General features: G+C 68.6%; 23 protein-coding genes. 14 read left to right on the top strand and 9 right to left on the bottom strand.

From position 1 onward, the window contains the following. Positions 1–26: 26 nt before the first annotated feature. Entirely contained in the window at positions 27–1,010 is a 984-nt protein-coding gene (locus C461_RS05570) for a formyltetrahydrofolate deformylase (RefSeq protein WP_007999374.1), read from the bottom strand. Between the two features lie 179 nt (positions 1,011–1,189). On the opposite strand from C461_RS05570, the gene purS reads away from it, so the two are divergent. The 5 genes from purS to ilvD all read left to right on the top strand — a co-directional run bounded on the left by purS (position 1,190) and on the right by ilvD (position 4,818). Beyond that, positions 1,190–1,441 carry a phosphoribosylformylglycinamidine synthase subunit PurS gene (gene purS, locus C461_RS05565; RefSeq protein WP_007999372.1) on the top strand — a complete coding sequence of 84 codons (252 nt, stop codon included), beginning with the start codon at positions 1,190–1,192 and terminating at the stop codon, positions 1,439–1,441. After that, the gene (gene purQ, locus C461_RS05560; protein ID WP_007999370.1) at positions 1,438–2,115 is read left to right on the top strand and encodes a phosphoribosylformylglycinamidine synthase I; all 678 of its coding nucleotides are present in this window, start codon (positions 1,438–1,440) and stop codon (positions 2,113–2,115) included. The genes purS and purQ overlap by 4 nt, the downstream gene beginning before the upstream one ends. A 46-nt stretch (positions 2,116–2,161) precedes the next feature. Further along, the gene (locus C461_RS05555; protein WP_007999368.1) at positions 2,162–2,554 is read left to right on the top strand and encodes a VOC family protein; all 393 of its coding nucleotides are present in this window, start codon (positions 2,162–2,164) and stop codon (positions 2,552–2,554) included. Between the two features lie 8 nt (positions 2,555–2,562). Then, on the top strand, positions 2,563–2,871 hold the full coding sequence (locus C461_RS05550; RefSeq protein ID WP_007999367.1) for a MarR family transcriptional regulator: 309 nt from the start codon (positions 2,563–2,565) through the stop codon (positions 2,869–2,871). Between the two features lie 159 nt (positions 2,872–3,030). After that, positions 3,031–4,818, top strand: coding sequence for a dihydroxy-acid dehydratase (ilvD, locus tag C461_RS05545; protein ID WP_007999366.1), 1,788 nt, complete (start codon positions 3,031–3,033; stop codon positions 4,816–4,818). Between the two features lie 67 nt (positions 4,819–4,885). On the opposite strand, the gene C461_RS05540 is transcribed toward ilvD, so the two are convergent. From C461_RS05540 to C461_RS05525, 4 genes are all read right to left on the bottom strand, one after another. Further along, positions 4,886–5,704, bottom strand: a complete 819-nt coding sequence (locus C461_RS05540; RefSeq protein WP_049906366.1) for an arsenite methyltransferase — start codon at positions 5,702–5,704, stop codon at positions 4,886–4,888. 101 nt (positions 5,705–5,805) lie between these two features. Then, a complete protein-coding gene (locus tag C461_RS05535; protein ID WP_007999364.1) occupies positions 5,806–6,228 on the bottom strand; it encodes an ArsR/SmtB family transcription factor in 423 nt (140 codons plus the stop codon). A 211-nt stretch (positions 6,229–6,439) separates the two neighbouring features. Further along, positions 6,440–6,691 (bottom strand): hypothetical protein, encoded by a 252-nt coding sequence (locus C461_RS05530; RefSeq protein ID WP_007999363.1) that lies wholly within the window; start codon positions 6,689–6,691, stop codon positions 6,440–6,442. 202 nt (positions 6,692–6,893) lie between these two features. Beyond that, a complete protein-coding gene (locus C461_RS05525; RefSeq protein WP_007999362.1) occupies positions 6,894–7,313 on the bottom strand; it encodes a universal stress protein in 420 nt (139 codons plus the stop codon). Between the two features lie 114 nt (positions 7,314–7,427). On the opposite strand from C461_RS05525, the gene C461_RS05520 reads away from it, so the two are divergent. After that, positions 7,428–7,925 (top strand): NYN domain-containing protein, encoded by a 498-nt coding sequence (locus C461_RS05520; protein WP_007999361.1) that lies wholly within the window; start codon positions 7,428–7,430, stop codon positions 7,923–7,925. 56 nt (positions 7,926–7,981) lie between these two features. On the opposite strand, the gene C461_RS05515 is transcribed toward C461_RS05520, so the two are convergent. Then, complete coding sequence (locus C461_RS05515; RefSeq protein WP_007999359.1) at positions 7,982–8,698, bottom strand: S26 family signal peptidase; 717 nt, start codon at positions 8,696–8,698, stop codon at positions 7,982–7,984. 36 nt (positions 8,699–8,734) lie between these two features. Between C461_RS05515 and C461_RS05510 the strand changes: the two genes are divergently transcribed. Beyond that, entirely contained in the window at positions 8,735–9,901 is a 1,167-nt protein-coding gene (locus C461_RS05510) for a glycine cleavage system aminomethyltransferase GcvT (RefSeq protein ID WP_007999356.1), read from the top strand. Positions 9,902–9,922: 21 nt separating this feature from the next. Here C461_RS05510 and C461_RS05505 read toward each other — a convergent pair whose 3' ends face one another. Beyond that, the gene (locus tag C461_RS05505) at positions 9,923–10,618 is read right to left on the bottom strand and encodes a hypothetical protein (RefSeq protein WP_007999355.1); all 696 of its coding nucleotides are present in this window, start codon (positions 10,616–10,618) and stop codon (positions 9,923–9,925) included. 223 nt (positions 10,619–10,841) lie between these two features. Between C461_RS05505 and fdhF the strand changes: the two genes are divergently transcribed. Together fdhF and C461_RS05495 are read left to right on the top strand one after the other, a co-directional pair. Next, entirely contained in the window at positions 10,842–13,007 is a 2,166-nt protein-coding gene (fdhF, locus tag C461_RS05500; RefSeq protein WP_007999353.1) for a formate dehydrogenase subunit alpha, read from the top strand. Positions 13,008–13,453: 446 nt separating this feature from the next. Beyond that, positions 13,454–15,175 carry a formate--tetrahydrofolate ligase gene (locus C461_RS05495; RefSeq protein WP_007999351.1) on the top strand — a complete coding sequence of 574 codons (1,722 nt, stop codon included), beginning with the start codon at positions 13,454–13,456 and terminating at the stop codon, positions 15,173–15,175. A gap of 141 nt (positions 15,176–15,316) precedes the next feature. On the opposite strand, the gene moaC is transcribed toward C461_RS05495, so the two are convergent. Together moaC and C461_RS05485 are read right to left on the bottom strand one after the other, a co-directional pair. After that, complete coding sequence (moaC, locus tag C461_RS05490) at positions 15,317–15,838, bottom strand: cyclic pyranopterin monophosphate synthase MoaC (RefSeq protein ID WP_007999349.1); 522 nt, start codon at positions 15,836–15,838, stop codon at positions 15,317–15,319. Continuing rightward, positions 15,831–17,360: a bifunctional ADP-dependent NAD(P)H-hydrate dehydratase/NAD(P)H-hydrate epimerase gene (locus C461_RS05485; protein ID WP_007999347.1), complete on the bottom strand. Its 1,530-nt coding sequence runs from the start codon at positions 17,358–17,360 to the stop codon at positions 15,831–15,833. Before C461_RS05485 ends, moaC begins: the two co-directional genes overlap by 8 nt. Before the next feature lie 200 nt (positions 17,361–17,560). Here C461_RS05485 and C461_RS05480 point away from each other — a divergent pair, with 200 nt between their 5' ends. The 5 genes from C461_RS05480 (at position 17,561) to C461_RS05460 (ending at position 23,244) form a co-directional block, all read left to right on the top strand. After that, a complete protein-coding gene (locus tag C461_RS05480) occupies positions 17,561–18,394 on the top strand; it encodes an MBL fold metallo-hydrolase (RefSeq protein WP_007999344.1) in 834 nt (277 codons plus the stop codon). A 122-nt stretch (positions 18,395–18,516) separates the two neighbouring features. Beyond that, a complete protein-coding gene (locus C461_RS05475) occupies positions 18,517–20,163 on the top strand; it encodes a hypothetical protein (RefSeq protein ID WP_007999342.1) in 1,647 nt (548 codons plus the stop codon). 98 nt (positions 20,164–20,261) lie between these two features. Further along, a complete protein-coding gene (locus tag C461_RS05470) occupies positions 20,262–21,167 on the top strand; it encodes a hypothetical protein (protein ID WP_007999337.1) in 906 nt (301 codons plus the stop codon). Between the two features lie 657 nt (positions 21,168–21,824). Continuing rightward, the gene (locus C461_RS05465; protein WP_007999335.1) at positions 21,825–22,217 is read left to right on the top strand and encodes a DUF5805 domain-containing protein; all 393 of its coding nucleotides are present in this window, start codon (positions 21,825–21,827) and stop codon (positions 22,215–22,217) included. Then, positions 22,210–23,244 (top strand): tyrosine-type recombinase/integrase, encoded by a 1,035-nt coding sequence (locus C461_RS05460; protein ID WP_007999333.1) that lies wholly within the window; start codon positions 22,210–22,212, stop codon positions 23,242–23,244. Before C461_RS05465 ends, C461_RS05460 begins: the two co-directional genes overlap by 8 nt. Positions 23,245–23,269: the final 25 nt, after the last annotated feature.

Raw genomic sequence — 23,269 nt, 5'->3', positions numbered from 1 at the left:
CGGTTTGGGGCCGCGGTCGTCCGCGCTCAGTCGCTCTCGGCCGGCGGCGTGCGCGACCGCGACAGCGGCTCGCCGTCGACGGGTTCGTCGGGGTTTGCGTCGACTGCGGCCTCGGTCAGCCCGAGTCGGGCGTCGACGTCGGCGTCCTCGCGAACGTGGACCGTCCCGCGGTGGATCGCGATGGCGTCCGCGAGGTGGAGCCGGACCGCGTCGAGCAGCACGTCGGCTTCGAGGGGCTGTCCGCGCCGTTTGATCTCGGCGACGTCGGCGTTCGCGGGCACGTCGAAGGCGCGCTGGGCGATCACTGGCCCCTGATCGAGGTCGGTCGTCACGTAGTGAGCGGTGACGCCCGCGATGCGGACGCCGGCGTCCTTCGCCTGCCGGTACGCCTCCGCGCCGGGGAACGCCGGCAGCAGCGAGGGGTGAACGTTGATGATCCGCCCCTCGTAGCGGAAGACGACCTCCGGCGAGAGAATCCGCATGTAGCGAGCCAGCGCGATGAGGTCGACGTCGTACTCGGCCAGCAGGTCGAGCAGGCGGTCCTCGTCGGTGTTGCCGTTGCCGTCGCCGACGTCGTAGAAGGGCTTGTCGTAGCGCTCCGCGAGCGACCGGAGGTCCCCGCGGTTACCGATCACGACGGGGATCTCCGCCTCCTCGCCGTCGTCGGCGAGGTCGCCGTCGGCCTCGGCCGCCAACAGGGCCTCGGGCGCGTGGGTCTCTTTCGTGACGAGCAAGGCGATCCGTCGGGCGTCGCGGTCGCTCGGGAACCGGACCTGGATGTCGACGTCGAGCTCGCGCCCGAGTTCGGCGAGCGCGCGCCGGAGCTCGCCTCGGGAGGTCTCAAGCTCAGAGGCGTCGACGCGGGTCGTCATCCGGAAGACGCCCCCGCGGACCGCCTGATCGAGGTCCTCGATGTTGATCCCCCGCTCGAACAGCAGGGAGGTGACCCGCGCGATGAGTCCGGTCTTGTCTCCTCCGACGACCGTGATTTCGGTCAGTTCGCGGGTCATGCGACGATCACCTCCGGTGGTTCGAACGGCTGCATACACCCGGTCAAGAGCCCGGAGGGGTTTGCCCCTTTCGCTCCGCGCCGCCGCAAATCCATCACGATCGACCAAAATGTATCCATGTATATGGATATAAACCGCGTTCCAAAACGGTTTTTACACACGACTCCGCACTACCGGATATGACGGCATACACCGCGACGGTGACGGTCCGGCTGAAGCGGGGCGTCCTCGATCCCGAGGCGGAGACGACCCAGCAGGCCCTCGAACGGCTCGGGTTCGAGCTGTCCGACCTCCGCGCCGCCGACCAGTTCGAGGTCGACCTCGAGGCGGCCGACGCCGACGAGGCGGCCGACCGGGCCGCGGAGATGGCAGAGCGGCTGCTCGCGAACCCGACGATCCACGACTACGACGTCGCGGTCGCGGACGCATGACGGTCTCCGTGGTGCAGTTCGGCGGGTCCAACTGCGACCGCGACGCGGTCCGCGCGCTGGCGCACCTCGGCGTCGACGCCGAGCGCGTCTGGCACGAGGACGGGCTCCCGGCCGACACCGACGGGATCGTCCTCCCCGGCGGGTTCTCCTACGGCGACTACCTCCGGGCCGGCGCGATGGCGGCCCGCGCCCCGATCATGGCGGAGGTCCGCGAGGCGGCCGACGACGGCGTCCCCGTGATCGGCGTCTGCAACGGCGCGCAGATCGGGTCGGAGTCCGGACTCACGCCGGGCGCGTTCACCACGAACGCCTCCGCGCGCTTCCAGTGTGAGCCCGTGTTCCTCCGCGTCGAGCGCGCGGACACCCCGTGGACCGCCGCCTACGAGGCGGGCGACGTGATCGAGGTGCCGATCGCCCACGGCGAGGGCCGATTCGAGATCGGCGAGGACGCGCACGCCGACCTCGTCGCCGACGACCGCGTCCTCTTCCGGTACTGCGACGCCGACGGCAACGTCACCGACGCGGCCAACCCGAACGGCTCGACGGACAACATCGCCGGCGTCCTCGGCGAGCGCGACTCCGTCGCCGTCCTGATGCCCCACCCGGAGCGCGCAACGCTCCCCGACCTCGGCCGGAGCACGGACGGGGCGGGAATCCTCGAAGCGTTCGCCTGAGGAACCGCCGACCACCTTTTTGCGGTCTGCCCCCCAACCCGACCGCATGCAGGCGCGCCACATCGACCACGTCAACCTCCGGATCCCCGCAGACGGCGTCGACGACGCCCGAGAGTTCTACGGCGAGCGGCTCGGGTTCGGGATCGAGGACGGACCGTACGCGGCCGGCGAAAAGCCCTTTTTCGACGTGCGGCTGTCCCCGACGGCCGTGATCCACTGCTGGCCGACCGAGGAGTTCGAGCCGCCGACCGCGACGAACTACGACCACGTCGCCGTCGTCGTCGAGGAGTCGGCGGCAGAGATCGAGGCCGAACTGGACGCGGCGGGCGTCGATATCGAGAAGTCGCTCGACGCGCCGCTCGGCGCGGTCGGCGAGTCGCCCGCGGTGTACGTCAGGGACCCGTTCGGGTACCGGGTGGAGCTGAAGGCGCGAGTGTGAACGCCTCTATGTGCGAAAGCCAAACCGACACCGAGCGGATCGCAGCGTTCCTCCACGAGAACGACCATCGCGCATGGAAGATGGGAACGATAGCCGAGCGACTCGGACTGGACACGGACACAGTTAGTGTGATCCTCTCGCGACTGAAGGAACGCGGTCTCGTCCGCCACAAGAGCCCGTATTGGGCGATCACGGACGACAACGACCAACTCCGAGCCGCGTACCGGCTTCACCGACACCACGCGGCTGCAGACGAGCAATACGGTGAGGAACGTCTCGAAGAGCTACGGACCGACGAAATGGAGGAGATTCAGTGACGGCGTTCGAGGAACTGGAACGGGGCGCCTTCGCCGATACCTGCGGCGTCGACATTGGCTTCGACGGCAAGTGGTGACTCCCACCCGAACCGGTTCGCCCCGCCGAGCAACCCTTGTTTCGTTGCGTCCGTTTAAGACCCCCGAGCGACAGGATCGGGTATGAGCGAACAGCAGCCACGATCCGAGGGAGAGACCTCCCGAGGCGGCGACGACGCGGACCGGTTTGCGGGCGAGAAGGGCGAGGGCCTGCGGAGCAGGGACGTGACGGAGGGGCCGGACAAGGCCCCGCACCGCGCGATGTTCCGGGCGATGGGGTTCGACGACGACGACCTCTCGTCGCCCATCGTCGGCGTGCCGAACCCGGCGGCCGACATCACGCCGTGTAACGTTCACCTCGACGACGTGGCGGACGCCGCGATCGACGGGATCGACGCCGCGGGCGGGATGCCGATCGAGTTCGGGACGGTCACCATCTCCGACGCCATCTCGATGGGGACGGAGGGGATGAAAGCGAGCCTCATTTCCCGCGAAGTGATCGCGGATTCGGTCGAACTCGTCTCCTTCGGCGAGCGCATGGACGCGCTCGTGACGGTGGCGGGCTGTGACAAGAACCTCCCCGGCATGCTGATGGCCTCGATCCGCACCGACCTTCCCTCGGTGTTCCTCTACGGCGGCTCGATCATGCCCGGCCAGCACGACGGCCGCGACGTGACGATCGTGCAGGTGTTCGAGGGCGTCGGCGCCTACGCCGAGGGCGACATGAGCGGCGAGGAGCTCGACGAGCTCGAACGCCACGCCTGCCCCGGCGCCGGCTCCTGTGGCGGGATGTTCACCGCGAACACGATGGCGGCCATCTCCGAGGCGCTCGGGATGGCGCCGCTCGGCTCGGCCTCCGCGCCGGCCGAGGACTCGGAGCGTTACGAAATCGCCGAGCGCGCCGGCGAGCTCGTCTTGGAGTGCATCGAGAACGACCGCCGCCCCTCGGACATCCTCTCGCGGGAGTCCTTCGAGAACGCGATCGCGCTCCAGACCGCGATCGGCGGCTCGACCAACGGCGTGCTCCACCTGCTCGCGCTCGCCGCGGAGGCCGACGTCGACCTCGCGATCGAGGACTTCGACGAGATCTCGCGGCGCACGCCGAAGATCGCGAACCTCCAGCCCGGCGGGAGCCGCGTGATGAACGACCTCCACGAGATCGGCGGCGTGCCGGTCGTGCTCCGCCGACTCCTGGAGGCGGACCTGCTCCACGGCGACGCGATGACCGTCACCGGGCGCACCCTCGCCGAGGAGATCGCCGAACTGGAGGCGAACGGCGACCTCCCCGACGACGACGCGATCGAGGCCGACTTCCTCTACAGCGTCGACGACCCCAAAGAGGCGGAGGGCGCGATCAAGATTCTGAAGGGGAACCTCGCGCCCGACGGCGCGGTGCTCAAGGTGACCGGCGACGACGCGTTCTACCACGAGGGGCCGGCCCGCGTGTTCGAAAACGAGGAGGACGCGATGGCGTACGTCCAGTCCGGCGCGATCGACTCCGGCGACGTGATCATCATCCGCAACGAGGGGCCGACCGGCGGCCCCGGAATGCGCGAGATGCTCGGCGTCACGGCCGCGGTCGTCGGCGCGGGTCACGAGGAGGACGTCGCGCTGCTCACCGACGGGCGCTTCTCCGGCGGTACCCGCGGCCCGATGATCGGTCACGTCGCCCCCGAGGCGGCCAACGGCGGCCCGATCGGGCTCATCGAGGACGGCGACCACATCACGGTCGACATCCCCGAGCGCGACCTCTCGGTCGACCTCTCCGAGGACGAACTGGCCGACCGCCGCGCCGACTGGGAGCCGCCGGCCCCGCAGTACGAGGGCGGCGTCCTCGCGAAGTACGCCCGTGACTTCGCCTCGGCGGCCGACGGCGCGGTGACGAACCCGCGGCTCACGCGGGATTTATAAAGGACTGAATGACCGACGGAGCGCGGTTCGACTCCTTATAAACGCTCGAACGACCGTCGTCGTCCGGTCACCGCGGTTTTCGCGCCTCGATCGTCGCCGAGACGACGTACTCGCTCGGATCGCGGTCGTCGTCCCAGTCTCGGATGAACGACTCGCTCTCGGCTTTCGGGTCGATCGCGACCTCGGTGAATCCCGCGTCCGCGAGCATCGACTCCACCTCCTCGATGGTCGCGGCGCCGGCGACGCAGGCCGAGACCGACGACGGATCGAGTCGCACGTCGTCAGGGAACGGCGCCGTCTGGACCACGTCGGAGACCGCGAGTCGTCCGCCGGGACGGAGGACGCGGAACGCCTCGCGGAACACCTGCGGTTTCTGCGGCGAGAGGTTGATCACGCAGTTCGAGATGACGACGTCGACGGTCGCGTCCGCGACCGGCAGGTGCTCGATTTCGCCGAGCCGGAACTCGACGTTCTCGGCGTCGTTCCTCGCGACGTTCTCTCTCGCGCGCTCGACCATCGCCGGCGTCATATCGACGCCGATAACTCGCCCGTCCGACCCGACCTCACGGGCCGCGAGGAAGCAGTCGAATCCACCGCCGGAGCCGAGGTCGAGGACGGTCTCGCCGGTCGAGAGCGCCGCGAGCGCGGTCGGGTTACCGCAGCCGAGCCCGAGGTTCGCGCCCTCGGCGACCGCGTCGACGTCGGCCGAGTCGTAGCCGAGGCGAAGCGACTCCGCGTCCGGATCGGCGGTGCTCTCGTCTCCCTCACAGCACCCCGTGGACGCGTCGGATTCTGTGTCGCAACACCCGGCGTCCGATTCGGAGGCCTCGGCCGCGATCCCCCCGTACCGCTCCCGGACGACGCGCCGCTGCTCGGCCGGGTCGATCGCGTCGTTGCTCTCGTTATTGCTCTCGTTATTGCTCTCGTTGTTGCTCGTGCCATCGCTGGCGTCGTTGCCCGCGTCGCCGCCGGCCTCCTCCGAATCGCTCACGATCGGCCCTCCGATCCGGTGTCGGGGGTCGGTCGCGTCCCGTCGAGGACCGCGAGCAGCCGCTCGGCCCGGGGCGTCACGTCGTAGTACCGCCAGCGGCCCTCTTTCCGACGCGTGAGCAGCCCGGCGTCGTGCAGGCGTGAGAGCGCCTGGCTGATCGCCCCCTGGCTCACGTCGAGCGCGGGCTCCACCTCGCAGCCGCAGACGCCGCCCTCGGCGGCCGCGACGAGGCGGAGCGCCTCGTACCGCGTTCGGTTGCTGACCGCCGCGAGCGTCTCGACGTCGACGTCGACGTCGCGGTCCGAGAGCGCGTGCGTGACGCCCTCACAACACCCCTCGTCTCTCGTCGATGCACCCGCGGACCCGATCGATTCGGTCGCCGTCCCTCCGGAACGACCGTCTGACGGCTGCTCACTCATAGTAGTGTATGCTAATATGAGCAGATACTAATATAATAGTTGCGGTCAGCCGACTCTCGGGGACTCGACAGCGGGAGGAGCACAGCGGCGACCGACACACGTCGACGGAGAGTTGTCCGGGAACGGTTCGTGCAGACGGAACAGAAGAGAGAACAGAGGCGTTCGGGGAGATCTACCGAGACGGCCAACCGAGACGGCCTACCGCGACGGCCTACCGAGACGAACCCCCGTCGGTGTGCGCGGTCTGTACCGACTCCGCGCACCAGACGTTGCTCCGGCGGCCGGCGCGCGACAGTTCCATCTGGACGACCGACCCGACCGGCAGGTCGGCGACCCGCTGGCGCGCGTCGTCGTCGGCGTACTCGACGACGTGGAACGTCTCGTTGCGCGGATGTGCACGAACGGTGGTGCAGTCGTGATCGTTCTGCTCGGAAATGACGGTGTAAGCGTTCGGTTTCGACATTATACTTCGTTATTCTTGGACATGCTATTTGAATTCTCTGTATATTCACTGCAATCGTTAGTCAGGACGTAATACGGATATAAGGGATTGAAGGAGCGGATCGAAAGGGCGGATCGAAAGGGCGGATCGAAAGGACGAATCCAAAAAGTCGAACAGAACGGACGGGAACGGGACAGAAACCGAGCGCTCGCCTCCCGAGCGACTACCTGACGACCGTGACGGGGACCGCGGAACCGCGCACGATCTTCTCGGCGATATTGCCGACGAGCAGCCGGTCAGCGAGGCTGCCGCTGTGGCTTCCGATGACGACCACGTCGAACTCGTCGGACATGTTGATGACCGCCCGCGCCGGGTGGCCGATCGTCACCCTGGTCTCGATCGCGACGTCGTGTTCCGCGGCGATCTCCTCGGCGCGGTCGAACAGGTCGCCCGCGTGTTCGCGGGCCGCCGTCTCGGGGTCGTCCGCGAGCGCGATCTCGGTCGCGCCTCCCATCATCGACGACGGCTCACCGACGACGTGGACCACGGTGATCTCGGCGTTCGGGTGGGCGTCGAACGCGTACCGGAGCGCGCGCTCCGCCATCTCCGATTCGTCCATCGGCACCAGCACGCGGGATATCATGGTCGCGATACGTCCGACACCCTGATAAGTGACGGGTTCACCCCGACGGATCCCGGTGGGAACACCGCGGCGCGGACCAGCACGCATATTTCCGCCGGTCTCCGACTGCCACGCATGGACACCACTGGTCGGGCGGACGACGAGTCGGTCGGCGTCGCCCTGTTCGTCGACGGCCCGAACGTGCTGCGCGAGGAGTTCGACGTCGACCTCGACGACGTCCGCACGTCGGCGGAGGCGGTCGGGCCGCTCGTGACGACGCGACTGTACCTCGACGAGCACGCGACGCCCGGGCTGATTCAGGCCGCGGAGGCCCGCGGCTTCGAGGTCGTGATAACGAGCGGCGACGTCGACGTGAAACTCGCGGTCGACGCGGCGCGATTCGCGGCCGAGGGCCGGATGACGACGCTCGCGATCGCCTCCCGCGACACCGACTTCAAGCCGGTCCTCGAAACCGCGAACAGCTACGGGATCCGAACGCTCGCGATCGCGCCCGGCGAGTTCGGGCGCTCGGACGCCCTCCCCAACGCCGCGAACGACTCGGTGACGCTGGACGGCGACGTCGACGACGCCGAGGAGTCCGCCGACGCGGCCGCCGAAGCGTCTTCGGAGTGAGACTCCCTCTCGGAGACGACGAGGACTCTTGCCGAACGCGAACCCGCCGCGGCCCTTTATAAACCTCGTCGCTTCCCGATCCGACCGATCAGGGTCGCCCCGAGACCGCCCGTTACCGCCGCGATCCCGCCGACGCCGAGAGCCGTCGGAACGACACCGACGCGGGCAATAGCGCCGTCGACGATCACGCGGAACCAGCCGAGGTTCGGCACCGACGTCAGCGCCTTGGCGCGGATCCACTCCGGTTTGACGACCGGCGCGAGCCCCGCGCTCTGGTCGTACTCCCCGTTGGCGTCGCCGTAGGTGACGTATCCGTCGTGCGGCGCCGGGCAGGCGTCCAGTTCGCCGCACGTCCCGTCGACGAGCGACGGGTCCGCGCGCTCGGTCCAGTCTTCGCCGGCCTCGACGGGGAACGCGACTCGATGGAGGATCGGCCGCCCGTCGCTCGACGGCGGGCTGAACACCACGACGTCCCCCGCCCCGCCGAGCCGGGCAGGGGCCCCGGACTCGTCGCTGCCGGCGACCCCGCCCCACGGGAACCGATCGACGGCGGTGACGACGACGAGGTCGCCGCGCTCGACCTCCGGGGCCATGCTGCCGCTCTCGACGGCGACGAACGGGGGCCACGCGCCCGCCACCGCGGCGACGACGACCGCGACGAGCAGGACGGCGGCGGCCGGCGCGAGCAGCCCGGCGAGGTTCCGGTTCACGTTCGACGGAGAGGGCCGGAGCCGGTTTGAGCGTGTCGGCGAGACGGCCGCCGCCTCGCCCATGGTAAGACCTTAGGTTCGTCCGGGAGACGTGCAGCCATGACCGAGAGAGCGCCTCCGCTCCACGGGGTTCACGACGCGCGCGGCGCGAAGTTCACCGACTTCGGCGGCTGGCAGATGCCCGTCGAGTTCGACTCGATTCGCGAGGAGCACGCCGCAGTCCGCGAGTCGGTCGGGATCTTCGACGTCTCGCACATGGGCGAGATCGAGGTGTCGGGCCCGGACGCGACGACGCTCATGAACCGGCTCACGACCAACGACGTGACCGCGCTCGACCCGGGCGACTCCCAGTACGCCGCGGTCACGAACGACGACGGCGTGATGCTCGACGACACCGTCGTCTACCGGCTTCCCGACGGCGTCGACGCCGGCACGGGCGCGGCCGCGCTCGCCGACCTCGACGCCGACCTCGACGCGCCGGCCGGCGAGCCGGCGGACCCCGCCTACCTCTTCGTGCCGAACGCGGGTCACGACGAACAGCTGTACGACCGCTGGGTCGACTACCGCGACGACGAGGGACTCGACGCGGCGGTCGAGAACGTCACCGACGACTGGGCGATGCTCGCCGTGCAGGGGCCCGACGCGGCCGACGCGCTCGACGACGCGACGCCGGCGGACCGCGTGGTCGGCCTCTCGAAGTTCGAGGCGACGGTCGCCGCCGTCGCGGGCGTCGAGAGCTGGGTCGCCCGAACCGGGTACACCGGCGAGGACGGCTTCGAGATCATGTGTCCGACCGCGGACGCCGAGACCGTCTGGAGCGCCTTCGACGCGCAGCCCTGCGGGCTCGGCGCGCGCGACACGCTCCGGACGGAGATGGGGTACCTCCTCTCGGGGCAGGACTTCGACCCCGACGACGAGCCACGGACGCCCTACGAGGCGCGGATCGGATTCGTGGTAAAACTCGACACGGAGTTCGTCGGTCGCGACGCCCTCGAAGCCCAATTCGAGGAGGGCGTCGACGAGAAGTTCGTCGGCGTTCGCCTGCTCGACCGCGGCGTCCCGCGCGGCGGCTATGCCGTCACGGACGGCGACCTCACCCGTATTGGCCACCTCACGTCGGGGACGATGAGCCCGACGCTCAACGAGCCGATCGGCTTGGGGTATCTCCACGAGAGCTACACCGAGGCCGGCACCGAGGTGAGCGTCGCCGTCCGCGGCGACGAGAAGCGCGCCGAGGTCGTCATCCCGCCGTTCGTCGACCGGTAGGGCTCGCCGAGGGACCCGTCGTCACTCCTCGGCGACCGTCTCCGCGTACTCCCGTTGGAGGATCATGTACAGCTCCCAGTGGCTGACGCCGATCCGGTCCGCGAGCGACCGAATCGCGTCCAGATACCGATCGTAGGCGTCGACGGTCATCGCCTCGGGGTAGTCGCCGTCGAGGGCGACACCGCTGTCGACGCCGCGGTCGCCGTCGGTGAGTCCCGCGACGACCTCCCACTCCCGGTCGCCGACGACCATGTACCGGTCGGGTTCGAGGAACCACAGCAGCGCGGAGCCGACCGCGACGTCGACGCCCGGTAGCTCCGTGAGCGCCTCGAGGGCTCGGTGGTGGGCGGGCGCCGTGTCGTCGTCATCGCCCGCACCGTCGTCATCGTTCTCGTCGCCGCCCTCGCTCGCACCGTCGCCGGTCCCGTCCAACGCGTCGATCGCGTCCCAGAGGCGGCCTCGTAGCTCCCGGCGGTCCGCGTCGGCGACCGCCTCCTCGACCTCGCGGCGGTTCCCGTGGTCGACGTCCCCGACCCGTCTGCGGAAGTACCACCGAACGACCCACTCGACGTCGCGTTTGCCGTACTCGCCGGTGCGGAACGCGTCGGACAGCGATCCGATCGCTTCCTCCTCGACGGGGTAAAACGGGGCCGAATCGCGGTACGTCTCGACGTGTTCGGCCGCCCGTTCCTCGACGGCCGCGATCGAACGGTCCATGGCCGACGAACGCCCGCCGGCGTCAAAACGGTTCGGCGGACCGACCTCGACGCGTTTCCCGCGGCGCGTTCGTCTCCCCGTTCGTTCGATCGCACCCTCGTCGGTGCAATCGCGTTTTCGCCTATTCAACGCCGTGAGCCCGCTCGACGCCGAGAACCACCGATACACTCTTGCAGCAGGCGTCACAAATCATGACATATGAACGCACACCAGGGTGAGAGCGATGTCCACTGAGGACAACGAGCCGGTGAAGACCATCTGCCCGTACTGCGGCGTCGGCTGCGGGATTCAGGTGAACCAGGGCGACGACCCCGGCGACGTGAGCTTCATGCCATGGGGTGACGCCCCCGTCAACGAGGGGCGCGTCTGCATCAAAGGCGGGGCGGCGACGCAAGTGGTGGACCACGAGGACCGACTGACGGAGCCGCTGATCAGAGAGGACGGGGAGTTCCGTGAGGCGACGTGGGAGGAGGCGTACGACCGGATCGTTTCCGAGATGGAGCAGATCCGCGAGGAGCACGGCCCGGACGGAATGGGATTTTTCGGCTCCTCGAAGACGATGAACGAGGAGAACTACCTCCTTCAGAAGCTCGCACGCCGATACGGCACGAATCAGGTCGACAACTGCACGCGGATGTGTCACGCCTCGACCGTCTGGGCGCTCCGGACCAGTCTCGGGCAGGGCGCGATGACGAACAGCATGGCGGACTTAGAGGAGGCGGCCGACGTCTTCTGGATCGAGGGCTCGAACCCCGGCGAGCAGCACCCGATCGCCAACAGCCAGTACTTCCGGCAGGCGGTCTTGGAGGGCGCGACCGTCATCCAGGTCGATCCCCACGCGAACAAGACCACCCGGTCGTTCGAGATCGGCGAGACGGACCGGCACATGCACCTCCAACTCAACCCGGGGACGGACATTCCCCTCTTGAACGTCGTGCTCAAGACGATCCTCGAACGCCACGAGGAAGAGCCCGACGCGGGCTGGATCGACGAGGCGTTCGTCGAGGAGCGCACCGAGGGGTTCGACCACCTGAAAGAGACCCTCGCGGACTTCGATAAGGAGGCCGCGGCCGAGGAGGCGGGCGTCCCCCTCGAAGACATCGAACTCGCCGCCGAGAAGTACGCGATGGCGAACAACGCCGCCATCTTCACCGGGATGGGGATGAGCCAGCACACCTGCGGCGTCGACAACGTCCAAAACGAGATCAACCTCGCGCTGATCACGGGGAACCTCGGGAAGCCGGGGACCGGCGTCAACCCGCTTCGCGGGCAGAACAACGTCCAGGGAACCTGCGACGTCGGCGCGATGCCGAACGTGCTCCCCGGGTACCAACTCGTCGACGACGACGAAGCCCGGCAGTCGGTCGAAGCGGAGTGGGGCTTCGAGATCCCCGACGAGCCGGGACTCACGAACGTCGAGATATCGCATTCGATCGGCGACACGGTCCACGGGCTGTACGTGATGGGTGAAAACCCCATCATGAGCGAGCCCGACGGCAACGAGACCGAGAAGCGATTCGAAGAAGACCTCGAGTTCCTCTGTGTTCAGGACATCTTCATGACGGAGACCGCCAAACTCGCGGACGTCATCCTCCCGGCGACGACGTGGGCCGAGCGCGGCGGCACCGTCACCAACACCGACCGGCGCGTCCAGCGGATGCGCGGTGCCGACAAGGTCCACGAGAACACGAAACACGACCTCGACATCCTGATGGACGTCGGAAGCCGTCTGTTCGGCGAGGACGGCTTCCGGTTCGACGACGTGGAGGCCGTCTTCGAGGAGCTGCGGGAGGTGTGTCCGATCTATCACGGGATGACCTACGACGCGCTCGGCGAGACCGGCATCCAGTGGCCCTGCTACGAGGAGGGCGACGAGGGCGACCAGTACCTCTACGAGGAGTCCTTCGACACGGAAAGCGGGCTCGGACGGATTGAGGGCGTCCGCCACCAGCCGCCCGCGGAGGTGCCCGACGAGGAGTACCCGCTGATCCTCACCACCGCGCGGCTCGAAGAGCACTACAACACGGGGACGATGAGCCGTCGGTCCCCCACGCTCTCGCGTCAACACCCCGAGAACTTCGTCGACGTCCACCCGAACGACGCCGACCACTACGGCATCGAGGACGGCGACACGGTCACCCTCCGGTCCCGCCGCGGCGAGATCGACGTGAAAGCGCAGGTGACCGAGGACATCAAGGAGGGCGTCGTCTGGACGACGCCGCACTTCGCGGCCGCCTCCGCGAACCGGCTCACGAACGACGTGCTCGACGACCGGGCGAAGATCCCCGAGTACAAGGCCGCGGCCGCGGACATCGCGGTCACCGTCGCCGACGGCGGCGACGCCGAGGCCAGCGACAGCGACGAGGGCGCAGAGCCGGCCGACGATTGACCGCGGGCAGTCGTCGTTTCGTCCGTTTATATATGCGATATACCGTCGAGAGCCTGTTGAGACGCTCTGTAGGTGACGCATTCTGACCCGGCGCGGTCAATTCCGGTATCGCGGTGGCCGATTGCAAAAGTTGATGAATCGACCTGACGGCGCGATCATTTATAAGTGAACGGTGGTGTCGCCGTCGGCTGTTTATCCATCGTTGCTGACTCGGTGACGACTTCTAAAGCCCCAACCGCTCCGCAACCGCACCTCACGCCTCCCCAGCCTCGCGGCTCCCTTCGGTCGCCGCGTCCCTCGCCGCTCGGATTCGCGCCGCGTTGCGGCGCTCACCGGAGCGCGCCACCGCACCGCACATCACCCATTTATAAGTGATCGTCGTCGGCCACGGTGTACGCCAGCATATCACGAACAATCCTCATAGTCCGGCCCTGAGAAGGGCCGGTATGGCGCACGTCGACCCTGACGCGGAGGCCGTCGGTGTACCGGAGTCCGATCTCGCCGTCGCGCGCGCCGCGAACCCGCGCCCGATCGAGGCCGTCGCGGCCGACCTCGGGCTGGCGCCCGCCGACATCGAGCCCCGGGGCGACGGGATCGCGAAGCTCACCCAGGAAGCGGTCCGGTCCGCGACCGCGGACGCCGCCGCGGCCGCCGGCACGACCGTCCTCGTGACGGGGATGACGCCGACCCCGAAAGGCGAGGGGAAGACGGTGACGACCGTCGGCCTCGGGCAGGCGCTCTCGGCGCTCGGCGAGTCGACGGCGGTCGCCGTCCGCGAGCCCTCGCTCGGCCCCATCTTCGGGATCAAGGGAGGTGCCGCCGGCGGCGGCTACTCGCAGGTGCTCCCGATGGAGGCGATCAACCTACACTTCACCGGCGACATCCACGCGCTCACGGCGGCGCACAACCTCATCTCGGCCGCGCTCGACAACCACCTCCACCAGGGAAACGACGCCGACGTCGACGTGCGGCGGGTCGACTGGCCGCGCGCGCTCGACGTCAACGACCGCGCGCTCCGGGAGACGGTGGTGGGGCTCGGCGGGTCCGCGCACGGCGTCCCCCGCGAAAACGAGTTCGTCATCACCGCGGCCTCGGAGCTGATGGCCGCACTCGGGCTCGCCGCCGACCTCGCGGACCTCAAAGCGCGGATCGGTCGGATCGTCCTCGCGGAGACCGCCGACGGCGACCCGGTCACGCCGGCGGACCTCGGGGTTACGGGCGCCGTCGCCGCGCTCCTCCGTGACGCGTTCCGTCCGAACCTCGTCCAGACCAACGAGGGCGTTCCCGCGCTGGTCCACGGCGGCCCCTTCGCGAACATCGCGCACGGGACGAACACGCTCGTGGCCGACCGCGTCGGGGCCTCGCTCGCCGACTACCTCGTCACGGAGGCCGGCTTCGGCGCGGACCTCGGCGCCGAGAAGTTCGCCGACATCGTCGCCCGCGAGGGTATCGTCCCCGACGTCGCCGTCGTCGTCGCGACGGTCCGCGGCGCCAAGCGCCACGGGTTAGAGATGTGGCCGGCCGACTTCGACGCGCTCGCCGAGCCCGACCCCGACGCGGTGCGGGCCGGCGTCGCGAACGTCCGCCGCCACGTCGAGATCGTCGAGTCGTTCGGGATCCCCGCGGTCGTCGCGATCAACGTGTTCCCGGACGACACCGAGGCCGAACTGGCGGCGATCGAGTCTACGCTCGACGACGCCGGCATCGCCGTCGCCCGTTCGACCGCGTATATGGCCGGTAGCGACGGTGCGCTCGACCTCGCCGAACTCGTCCGCGAGCGAGCCGGAACCGGCGCGTACGCGCCGCTGTACGACCTCGACGCGCCGCTCCGCGAGAAATGCGAGACGGTCGCCCGCGAGGTGTACGGCGCCGACGGCGTCGAGTACGTCGACGGCGCGGCCGCCGACCTCGACCGGATCGAGGAGTGGGGACACGGCGGCCTCCCCGTCTGCCTCTCGAAGACGCCGTACTCGCTCTCCGACGACCCCTCGCTCACGGGTGTTCCGGAGGGGTGGACGCTCACCGTCCGCGAGGCGAGCGTCTCCGCCGGCGCGGGATTCGTCGTGGTCAAGACCGCCGACGTGATGACGATGCCCGGGCTGCCGGCGGAGCCCGCCGCCGAGGGGATCGACATCGACGCCGACGGCGACGTGAGCGGGCTGTTCTGAGGCTCTTGGCCCTTCTCGTCCCGCCTCGACGCCGGTAAATCGTCGATTCGCTCGGTGAGTCCGGAATCAGTCCTCGCGAGGGTCGTCGTCCCCGCCCTCGGCCCCGCCGTCTTTTCCGCCTCGTTCGTTTTTTCCGGCTCTTCAATCTTTTCCGGCTCGTTCGTCTCCGATCGCCCGCTTCTCTTTCGTAACCACTTCGACGTCCGAGATCCGCGTGCCCGGGTACTGCCCGTCCGCGTCCTTCTCGGCGGCTTTCACCATGTCCCAGACGACGTTGAGCCCGGTGGTGACGCCCTCCAGCGCCTCCATCTCGCAGCCGGTCTTCCCGGTCGTCTCGACGGCCACGGTCAGTTCGATCCGGTCGTCGTCGACCGCGAACTCGGTGTCGACGTTCGTGATCGGAATCTGGTGGCACATCGGGATCGTCTCCCACGTGTGTTTCACGGCCTGTATCGCGCCGATTCGGGCGGTCGCTAACACGTCGCCCTTCCCGACCTCGTCGGCCTCGACGGCGCCGATGGTCGAGCGCGACAGGCGGATCTCCCCGCGCGCGACCGCCCGGCGGCTCGTGTCCGGCTTCGAGCCGACGTCGACCATGCGGACGTCGCCCGACTCGGTCGTGTGGGTCAGTTCGTCCGCCGAGTCCGAAGGCTCCTCACTCATTACGCATGGCCTGCGGGAGCCGGTCGATTAAGTCCGTCGCCACGAGCCCATACCCGTTCTCGGCGGCGGCGAGGTCACCGGCGGTCCCGTTGACGTACGCCCCGATGGCGGCGGCCCGAAACGGCGTCGTCGTCGCCGCGAGCGCGCCGACGGTCCCCGCGAGGATGTCCCCGGTCCCGCCGACGGTCATCCCGGGATTCCCCGTGCGGTTCAGTCGGACGTCCTCCCTGTCGGCGATCACGTCGTACGCGCCCTTCACGAGCATCGTGTGGCCGATCTCCGCCGCGAACGACTTGATGAGCGCCGCCCGTTCGTCCGGGTCCGTCGCGGTCTCGCCGCCCATGCCGACCAGTTCGCCCTGGTGGGGGGTACAGATCAGTTCGGCGTCGGTGTCGACCGCGGGAACCGTCCGGAGCGCGTCGGCGTCGACGACGGCCCGTCCGTCGTAGTCAGCGAGGAACTCCCGGACGAACTCGGCGGTGCCGTCCCCCCCGCCGAGCCCCGGCCCGAGCACGACGACGTCGTTGTCGGCCGCGAGGCGCTGCACCCGAGCGAGGTGGCCCGGGCCGACCCGATCGCCGGGCAGTTCGCGGACGATCAGGTCCGCGGAGTACCCCTGGATCTCGCGGGCGACCGACTCCGGACAGGCGACGCGGACGAGATCCGCGCCCGCCCTGAGGGCGGCCCGCGCGGACAACGAGGGGGCACCGGTGTACGGGCCGCCGCCGACGACCAGCACCTCGCCGTTCTCCCCCTTGTGCGAGTTCGGATCGCGCGCGATCCCGAGCAGGTCGCCGGGACCGGTGAAGCGCTCCGCGGCCGCCGGGATCCCGATGTCCGCGACCGTTACGGCGCAGTCGAGTTCGCCCAGCCCAGGCTTCTCGTCGTGGAACGTGACCACGCGGTCGGCGTCGACGGCGACGAGCGGATCGGGAGCTTGGGCGTCCGCGTCCACGTCCGTTTTCGTTTCCGTCCCCGCACCCGTGTCCGTTTTCGTTTCCGTGTCCGCATCCGTCTCCGTCCCCGTCGGTTCCCCGGTGTCGGCGTCGATACCGGAGGGAACGTCGACGGCGACGATCGGGGCGTCGAGCGCGTTCAGCTGCCGTGCCGCGGTGCGCTCCGGTTCGCGGAGCGCGCCCGCCACGCCCGACCCGAGCATCGCGTCGACGGCGAGATCCGGATCGCCGAGCGCGAGGTCGGTGGCGTCGCCGACCGTCTCGGTCGGGATATCCGCGGCTTCCAGCGCCTCCCAGTTCTCCCGTGCGACATCGGTCCGGATCGACTCCGGCCGGCCGAGCAGGTGGACGGTCACGTCGTACGCCGAGAGGAAGCGCGCGGCGACGAACGCGTCGCCGCCGTTGTTCCCGCGACCGCACACCAACGCGACGCTCGCGCCCGGATCGACGGCGTCTCGCACCTCGCGCGCGACGGCGTTGCCCGCCGACTCCATCAACTGCTTCTGTGCCACCCCGAGGGCGGCGGCGTTGGCGTCGATCGCGGCCATCCGCTCTGTCGTGATCATGGCCGTGCGTTCGCGTGCCGGCGGATTAAGCGTGGGGTGAGAGCACATCGGCCGCCCAAGAGAGTCGCGCTGCGAGCCACATTGTGTATCGCGACATACAGTGTATGCGATCGTCCCCGATCAAATTCTGTCGGTCTCAATCCGACGGTAATTGCGGCGACTCCGCAACGATTACCCCACGCGCCCCCGCAGCGAGGGACATGACCGACTCCGACTGGGGCGACTGGCTGCCGCGTGCCGTCGCGGACGCCGACCCCGACACGGTGGCGCTGTGGTATCTGGGCTGTAACGGGTTCGCGATCAAAGGGAGCGAGGGGACCGTCCTCTGGATCGACCCGTACGTCGGGACGGGCGATCCGCCCCGAACCGTCCGGATGATCCCCGTCCCCTTCGACCCCGCCGACGTCGACGTCGCCGACGCGGTGCTGGCCACCCACGAGCACACGGACCACGTGCACGGCCCCTCGCAGGCGCCGATCCTCGCGAACACGGACGCCGACTTCGTCGCGCCCGACGACTCGCTCGCGGTGGCCCGTGAAGAGGAGCGCTGGACCGACGAGTACGCGGTCGACGACGAGGCGTTCCTCGAAATCACCGAGGGCGACGAGGTCGCGATCGGCGAGTTCACCGTCCACGTCGTCGAAACGCACGATCCGGACGCGACGCACCCGGTCGGGTACGTGATCGAACACCCGTCGGGCACCGTGTTCCACGCGGGCGACAGCAAGCCGTCGGCGTCGTTCTCGGGGCTCGCCGAGCGGTTCGACATCGATATCGGGATCCTCGCGTTCGGCTCCGTGGGGATGATCCCGGACAAAGAGACCGGCGAACCGGTCGAGACGAAGTGGTACAGCGACGAAAACGAGATCGCCGCGGCGGCCGCGAACCTCGCGCTCGACCGGTTGGTCCCGACGCACTGGGACATGTGGAAGGGGCTGACGGCCGACCCGACCGCGCTGCACGAGCACGTCCGGAGTCGCTCGCACCCGAACCAGTTGGACGTCGTCGAGATCGGCGACCGACTCGATCTGTAGCGATCCGTCGCGATTCGTAGACGAGAGCACACGCCCACGACTCCCGTTCGGCCCGCTCGTCGGTTATCAACGCCGAAATATAGCCCGTGGAATTTAAGCCCCTGCTCCGGAACCGTCACGGTATGAGCGAACGGACGGCAGACGCGACGACGACCGTCAACGAGGACGGTATTCGCGTCGAGAAATCCTTTACCGACGACGCGTTTCCCGTACCCGCGGTGATGTACGAGCTCTCCTCGACCCGCGAGGAGCCGGTTCGCGTCCGGATCGTCGATCGGGTCCCCGAGTCGTTCCCGATGGACCGGATCGGGTTCCACCCCGATTACGAGAGCGAGAACTGGACGGCTTACAAGGACCACCGCGTCGAGTTCGAACGCGTGCTCGACCCGGGCGACGCGGTCGAGACCGTGTTCGGGATCCGCGACGACGACCCCGACCTCGACGGGTTCCTCGGGAACCCCGTCATCGAGCACGTCCCGGTCGGTGAGGAGATCGAAGACGTTCTCGGCACCGGCGACACGGACGCCGTCAGAGAGGTGCTGTCCGGCGACCGCGCCACGCTTCCCGGGATGGACGAACCGCTCGCCGAGGAGGGCGACGCGGCCACCCCCGAGGCCGAGGAGTCCGACAGCATCGAGGGACAGTCCGAACCCGCAGAAGAGACCGATCCGGAAACGGCTCCCACCCCCCGAGCCGTCGCCGAGAGCGGGCGAGCGGTCGTCACACCCCACACCACCGCAGACGAAAGCCCCGTCGACGGCGAGACGGACGCGGAGGAACCGGCGTCTCCCACCGAGCCCGAAACTGACGACGAATCCGAAGCCGACGACGAACCCGAAGCTGACGACGAATCCGAAACTGTCACTGAGCCCGAAGACACCGGTGAGTCAGTAGACGACAACGGGTCGAGCGACCACCCGCTCGAAGCGCCGGCTCCCCCCGCGGAATCGGGGCTTGCGGCCGCCCTCGCGGCCGAGATACGCTCGGGCGCGGTCGACGAGTCGGACCTCGAGACGCTCCGTTCCGAGCTCGACGTGGGCGTCCCGAAGAGCGTCGACGTCCGGATCGCCCGGCTGCAGTCCAGCGTCGCGGACATCGAGGCGTACGCCGACGCCCTCGCGGAGTTCATCGACGGCGAGGGGACCGCGCGGGAGATCCTCGACGAGCTCGACGAGCAGGTCGACGCGGTCGAAGCCGAGATGGCCGCGATCGACGACCGGCTCGACGCCGGCGCGACGGCCCGCGCCGACCTCCGAGAAGACGTCTCGCGGATCGACGAGTCGGTCGACTCGGTCGCCGCGGACGTCGACGGCGTCTCGGACCGCGTCGAAGGTGTTTCCGACCGCGTCGACGGCGTCGAAGCCGACGTGTCGTCCGTCGACGAGGCGGTCTCCGACGTCGAGACGACCGTCGGCGACGTCGCGGACGACGTCGCGCAGGTAACCGAGGAGACGGCAGAGATCGGTCGGCACGTCGACGACCTCGACGACGACATCGAGACCCTCTACGAGCAGGTCGACGACGCCGCGGCCGGGGTCGAAGCCACCGAAGAGCGCGTCGACGACGTGGAGTCGCGGCTCGGTCGCTTCGACGAGGAGTTCGACGACCTGTGGGACGACCTCGCCGAGGTCGACACCCGGCTGACCGACATCGAGGGCCGGCTCGGCGAGGACCTCGACGACGTGGAGGCCGAGCTCGACGCGATCAACGACCACTTAGAGGAGCTGGAGGCGTTCCGCAAGCGTCTCAACGAAGCGTTCGGCCCCTGATCGGCGGACCGTCAGCTACCGTCTCATCCCTCGATTCGGTCACTGCGCGACTGACCAAAAGCGGAACCCGTTTTACCCGCGACGACCCACCTCCGGTAATGAGCGAACCGGTACCGGTCGCCGTTCCGCGGAAGGGTCGACCGCTGGAGGCGGTCCTCGAACGGATCGCGAACGTCGGGGCCAACGACCGGCTGGACGACCTCGCCGACCGCGTGAGCAACACCCTTCGGTACGAAAAAGCGGTCACGAAGGGGAACGTCGAGGCCGAACACGGGCCGTACGACCGCCTGGCTGAGTACTCGAACCCCGGCGAGCCGAACGAGCCAGAGTTCACCCTGATGCGCGACGACCGCGACGGCAAGCCGCGCCGGATCGTGTTCGACGCCGCGACGGTCGACCTTGGCGGCGTTCATCTGAAACTCGTCGGCCGCGAGGAGCCGTTTCGCGCGCTCCGAACCCACGAGTTCGCGCTCGGATTCGACTCCGCCGACCTCGTCTTGGAGGAGGTCGTCGGCATCCGCGCCGACGGGCTCACCGCGATCGCCGACGTCAACGACCGGATCGACCCCGTCGACACCGACGTGCGCGTCGTCAACGGCCTCGGCGACACGGTGTATCACACGCTGATGGGTCGGCCCGAGACCGCCGACCCCGCAGTCGAGTTCGACCGGGACTTCATCGCCGACTACGAGGGCGAACTCTGCATCTCCCCGCGGTACGAACGGCTCGTCACCGCCGTGTTAGGAACGGCGGCGCTCGACGGCGTCGAGTTCGTCTATCCGGACCCGGACGAGGAGGAAGAGGCCGCCATCGCGAGCGCCGGCCTCGGCGTCTATCTGACCGTCACGGGCTCCACGGCCCGCGACCACGGGCTCGACGTCGGCGAACACCTGTTCCCGAGCGAGACGGTGTTGATGCGGAACGCGGCCGAACGCGACGCCGCCGTCGAGCGCGCGCTCGACGCCCTCGACGTCGATGAGACCGCCTCCGAGATCCGAGTCTGACTGACGGCCCTCTGTATAGCCGGATACTGTTTATCTGTTCGCGCGCAACCGCCGCCACAGCGTGATTCGTCGCACACACTCTGCCATCTTACGCCTGAGTCCTAGACGGTCGTACTGGTCGAGAGCCTGGTTCCGGCGTAGAGGCCTTGGATTCCACCCTTCTGGGTATGAACCCGTTAGCGACGACGTGAGGGCGCTTCTCGCCCTACCGCAAACGTCGATCGGATGCCCGTTGTACACCCCGCCCCGCCGCGGCGTCGGGTCTCGCTTTCGGCCGACGTCGACGGTGTCGGATGTCGGACCACGGCCCATTGCGTGCCGACACCCGTTCGCGGTTCGTCGTGTTCCCGTACCCGTTCGCGACCGAGACGTCCGCCGACTCGATCCGCCCGCGAGTCAACCGCGCTGGGATCGCTCGACGCTCGACGCTCGACGACCGCCCGGATCGCGAGAGGCGTTCGTGAGCACCGTCGGCCCCCTCACTGCCCGCTTATTCTTATCCAGCATTCTAGGATATATCTGGACTATTTTAGTACTAGAATATTGGATATGTATATTTCTGCGCGCAAAATACGGTGCCATATCTTGGTATAAGTGACCTTATCCGGAATTGTGGGATAGATTGAAGTCGACGCCTCGTGAAGCGTCGATCGAGCAATGAGCGACGATCGCCGGTCGGTGAAAACGTACGTTCCCGCCGAGCAGAAGGATCGGTGGCGGGACCACGCCGACGAACTCGGCATGTCTCAAAGCGAGTTCGTCAGAACGATGGTACAGGCCGGGAGACGCGGGTTTACGACTTCGGACGCCGCGAACCCCGTCGAACCCGGTCCCGAGGGGTCAGACCCTGGGGGTGACGGGGTCGAAACGGGGTTGTCGTCGCGGGTCGAAACCGTCCTCGCCGAGGAACCCCACTCGTGGGAGGAGCTCGTCGAAGCGGTGGTCGGCGATTTCGAGGCACAGCTGGAGGACGCGCTCGACTCGCTCCAGGATCGCAACCGCGTCCGATACAACGGACGGAAAGGCGGGTACGTCCTGACCGATGAGTAGCGCCCGGGCGCCGACCGACGTCGACGACCCGGTCGGCTACTTCATCGAGGACCTCACCTACCACGGGAAGACCGAGCGGACTCGCGACTCGTACGAGCGCGTGCTCCGGCGGTTCGAGGCGTTCCTCGACGAGGGGACGACGCCCGGCGCCGCCACGCACCGCGACTGCATGGCGTTCGTCCACTCGCTGCGCGGCGAGGTGGCCGACAGCACCGTCGCGACGTACGCGGCGTATCTCCACCGGTTTTACGGGTATATGACCGAGGTCGGCGCCTTCGAGGGGAACCCGATGACGCTGGTGATGGAGGAGATGGACGAGACCGTCGACAAGGACCCCGCTCGCCGCGATATCTCGATCCCGGCGATGCGGTCGTTCGTCGCCGGAATTCGCCACCCGCTTCACCGGGCGCTGGTCGTGACCCTGCTCAAAACGGGGATGCGTGTCGGCGAGCTGTGCAACCTCGATCTCCGCGATCTGGCGGTGTCGGACGAGGAACTCACCGAGGCGTTCGACCTCGGTTCCCGTCCCGTGCTCGCGGATCGACCGAATTCGCTGTACGTGACGCCCGACGCGACCGTCGGCGGGGAACTGAACGGCGAGGTGCGGACCGCCTCGAACAAGCGCAAGCGCGGGACCGTGATCCCGGTCGACGACGAACTCGCACAGACGTTAAAACGGTGGTTCGCGATACGACCGGACACCACCTCGCCCGCGGACCCGCTGTTCGTCGGGACCGCCGAGGGGTGGGGCGACCGGCTCGATCCGGAGGCCGTCCGCCACATCGTCGAACGATACGCCCGCGAGGAAGGGTGGTACCGCGACGGCGGCGGCGCCGCAGAGAACGTCACCCCGCACTACTTCCGGCACTTCTTCACGACGCACCTCCGCGACCGGACGGGCGATCGCGGGGTCGTCAAGTACCTCCGCGGGGACGTCGCCGACGACGTGATCGACACGTACACCCACAACTGGGGCGACCAGGTCCGCGAGACGTACGAGGCGAACGTCTACCGGCTGCTGGCGTAGGCGGGCTGCGGGCGGGCTGTGGGTG

The organism is Halorubrum aidingense JCM 13560, assembly GCF_000336995.1.
Classification (GTDB): Archaea; Halobacteriota; Halobacteria; order Halobacteriales; family Haloferacaceae; genus Halorubrum; species Halorubrum aidingense.
Note: the sequence above shows the minus strand (reverse complement) of the source record. Positions and strands in the feature narration are given on the sequence as shown.

What these genes read in the sequence shown, in the direction of transcription:
- C461_RS05570 (WP_007999374.1), bottom strand. Translation starts at nt 1,010, where the DNA reads ATGACCCGCGAACTGACCGAAATCACGGTCGTCGGAGGAGACAAGACC.
- purS (WP_007999372.1), top strand. Translation starts at nt 1,190, where the DNA reads ATGACGGCATACACCGCGACGGTGACGGTCCGGCTGAAGCGGGGCGTC.
- purQ (WP_007999370.1), top strand. Translation starts at nt 1,438, where the DNA reads ATGACGGTCTCCGTGGTGCAGTTCGGCGGGTCCAACTGCGACCGCGAC.
- C461_RS05555 (WP_007999368.1), top strand. Translation starts at nt 2,162, where the DNA reads ATGCAGGCGCGCCACATCGACCACGTCAACCTCCGGATCCCCGCAGAC.
- C461_RS05550 (WP_007999367.1), top strand. Translation starts at nt 2,563, where the DNA reads ATGTGCGAAAGCCAAACCGACACCGAGCGGATCGCAGCGTTCCTCCAC.
- ilvD (WP_007999366.1), top strand. Translation starts at nt 3,031, where the DNA reads ATGAGCGAACAGCAGCCACGATCCGAGGGAGAGACCTCCCGAGGCGGC.
- C461_RS05535 (WP_007999364.1), bottom strand. Translation starts at nt 6,228, where the DNA reads ATGAGTGAGCAGCCGTCAGACGGTCGTTCCGGAGGGACGGCGACCGAA.
- C461_RS05530 (WP_007999363.1), bottom strand. Translation starts at nt 6,691, where the DNA reads ATGTCGAAACCGAACGCTTACACCGTCATTTCCGAGCAGAACGATCAC.
- C461_RS05525 (WP_007999362.1), bottom strand. Translation starts at nt 7,313, where the DNA reads ATGATATCCCGCGTGCTGGTGCCGATGGACGAATCGGAGATGGCGGAG.
- C461_RS05520 (WP_007999361.1), top strand. Translation starts at nt 7,428, where the DNA reads ATGGACACCACTGGTCGGGCGGACGACGAGTCGGTCGGCGTCGCCCTG.
- C461_RS05515 (WP_007999359.1), bottom strand. Translation starts at nt 8,698, where the DNA reads ATGGGCGAGGCGGCGGCCGTCTCGCCGACACGCTCAAACCGGCTCCGG.
- C461_RS05510 (WP_007999356.1), top strand. Translation starts at nt 8,735, where the DNA reads ATGACCGAGAGAGCGCCTCCGCTCCACGGGGTTCACGACGCGCGCGGC.
- C461_RS05505 (WP_007999355.1), bottom strand. Translation starts at nt 10,618, where the DNA reads ATGGACCGTTCGATCGCGGCCGTCGAGGAACGGGCGGCCGAACACGTC.
- fdhF (WP_007999353.1), top strand. Translation starts at nt 10,842, where the DNA reads ATGTCCACTGAGGACAACGAGCCGGTGAAGACCATCTGCCCGTACTGC.
- C461_RS05495 (WP_007999351.1), top strand. Translation starts at nt 13,454, where the DNA reads ATGGCGCACGTCGACCCTGACGCGGAGGCCGTCGGTGTACCGGAGTCC.
- moaC (WP_007999349.1), bottom strand. Translation starts at nt 15,838, where the DNA reads ATGAGTGAGGAGCCTTCGGACTCGGCGGACGAACTGACCCACACGACC.
- C461_RS05485 (WP_007999347.1), bottom strand. Translation starts at nt 17,360, where the DNA reads ATGATCACGACAGAGCGGATGGCCGCGATCGACGCCAACGCCGCCGCC.
- C461_RS05480 (WP_007999344.1), top strand. Translation starts at nt 17,561, where the DNA reads ATGACCGACTCCGACTGGGGCGACTGGCTGCCGCGTGCCGTCGCGGAC.
- C461_RS05475 (WP_007999342.1), top strand. Translation starts at nt 18,517, where the DNA reads ATGAGCGAACGGACGGCAGACGCGACGACGACCGTCAACGAGGACGGT.
- C461_RS05470 (WP_007999337.1), top strand. Translation starts at nt 20,262, where the DNA reads ATGAGCGAACCGGTACCGGTCGCCGTTCCGCGGAAGGGTCGACCGCTG.
- C461_RS05465 (WP_007999335.1), top strand. Translation starts at nt 21,825, where the DNA reads ATGAGCGACGATCGCCGGTCGGTGAAAACGTACGTTCCCGCCGAGCAG.
- C461_RS05460 (WP_007999333.1), top strand. Translation starts at nt 22,210, where the DNA reads ATGAGTAGCGCCCGGGCGCCGACCGACGTCGACGACCCGGTCGGCTAC.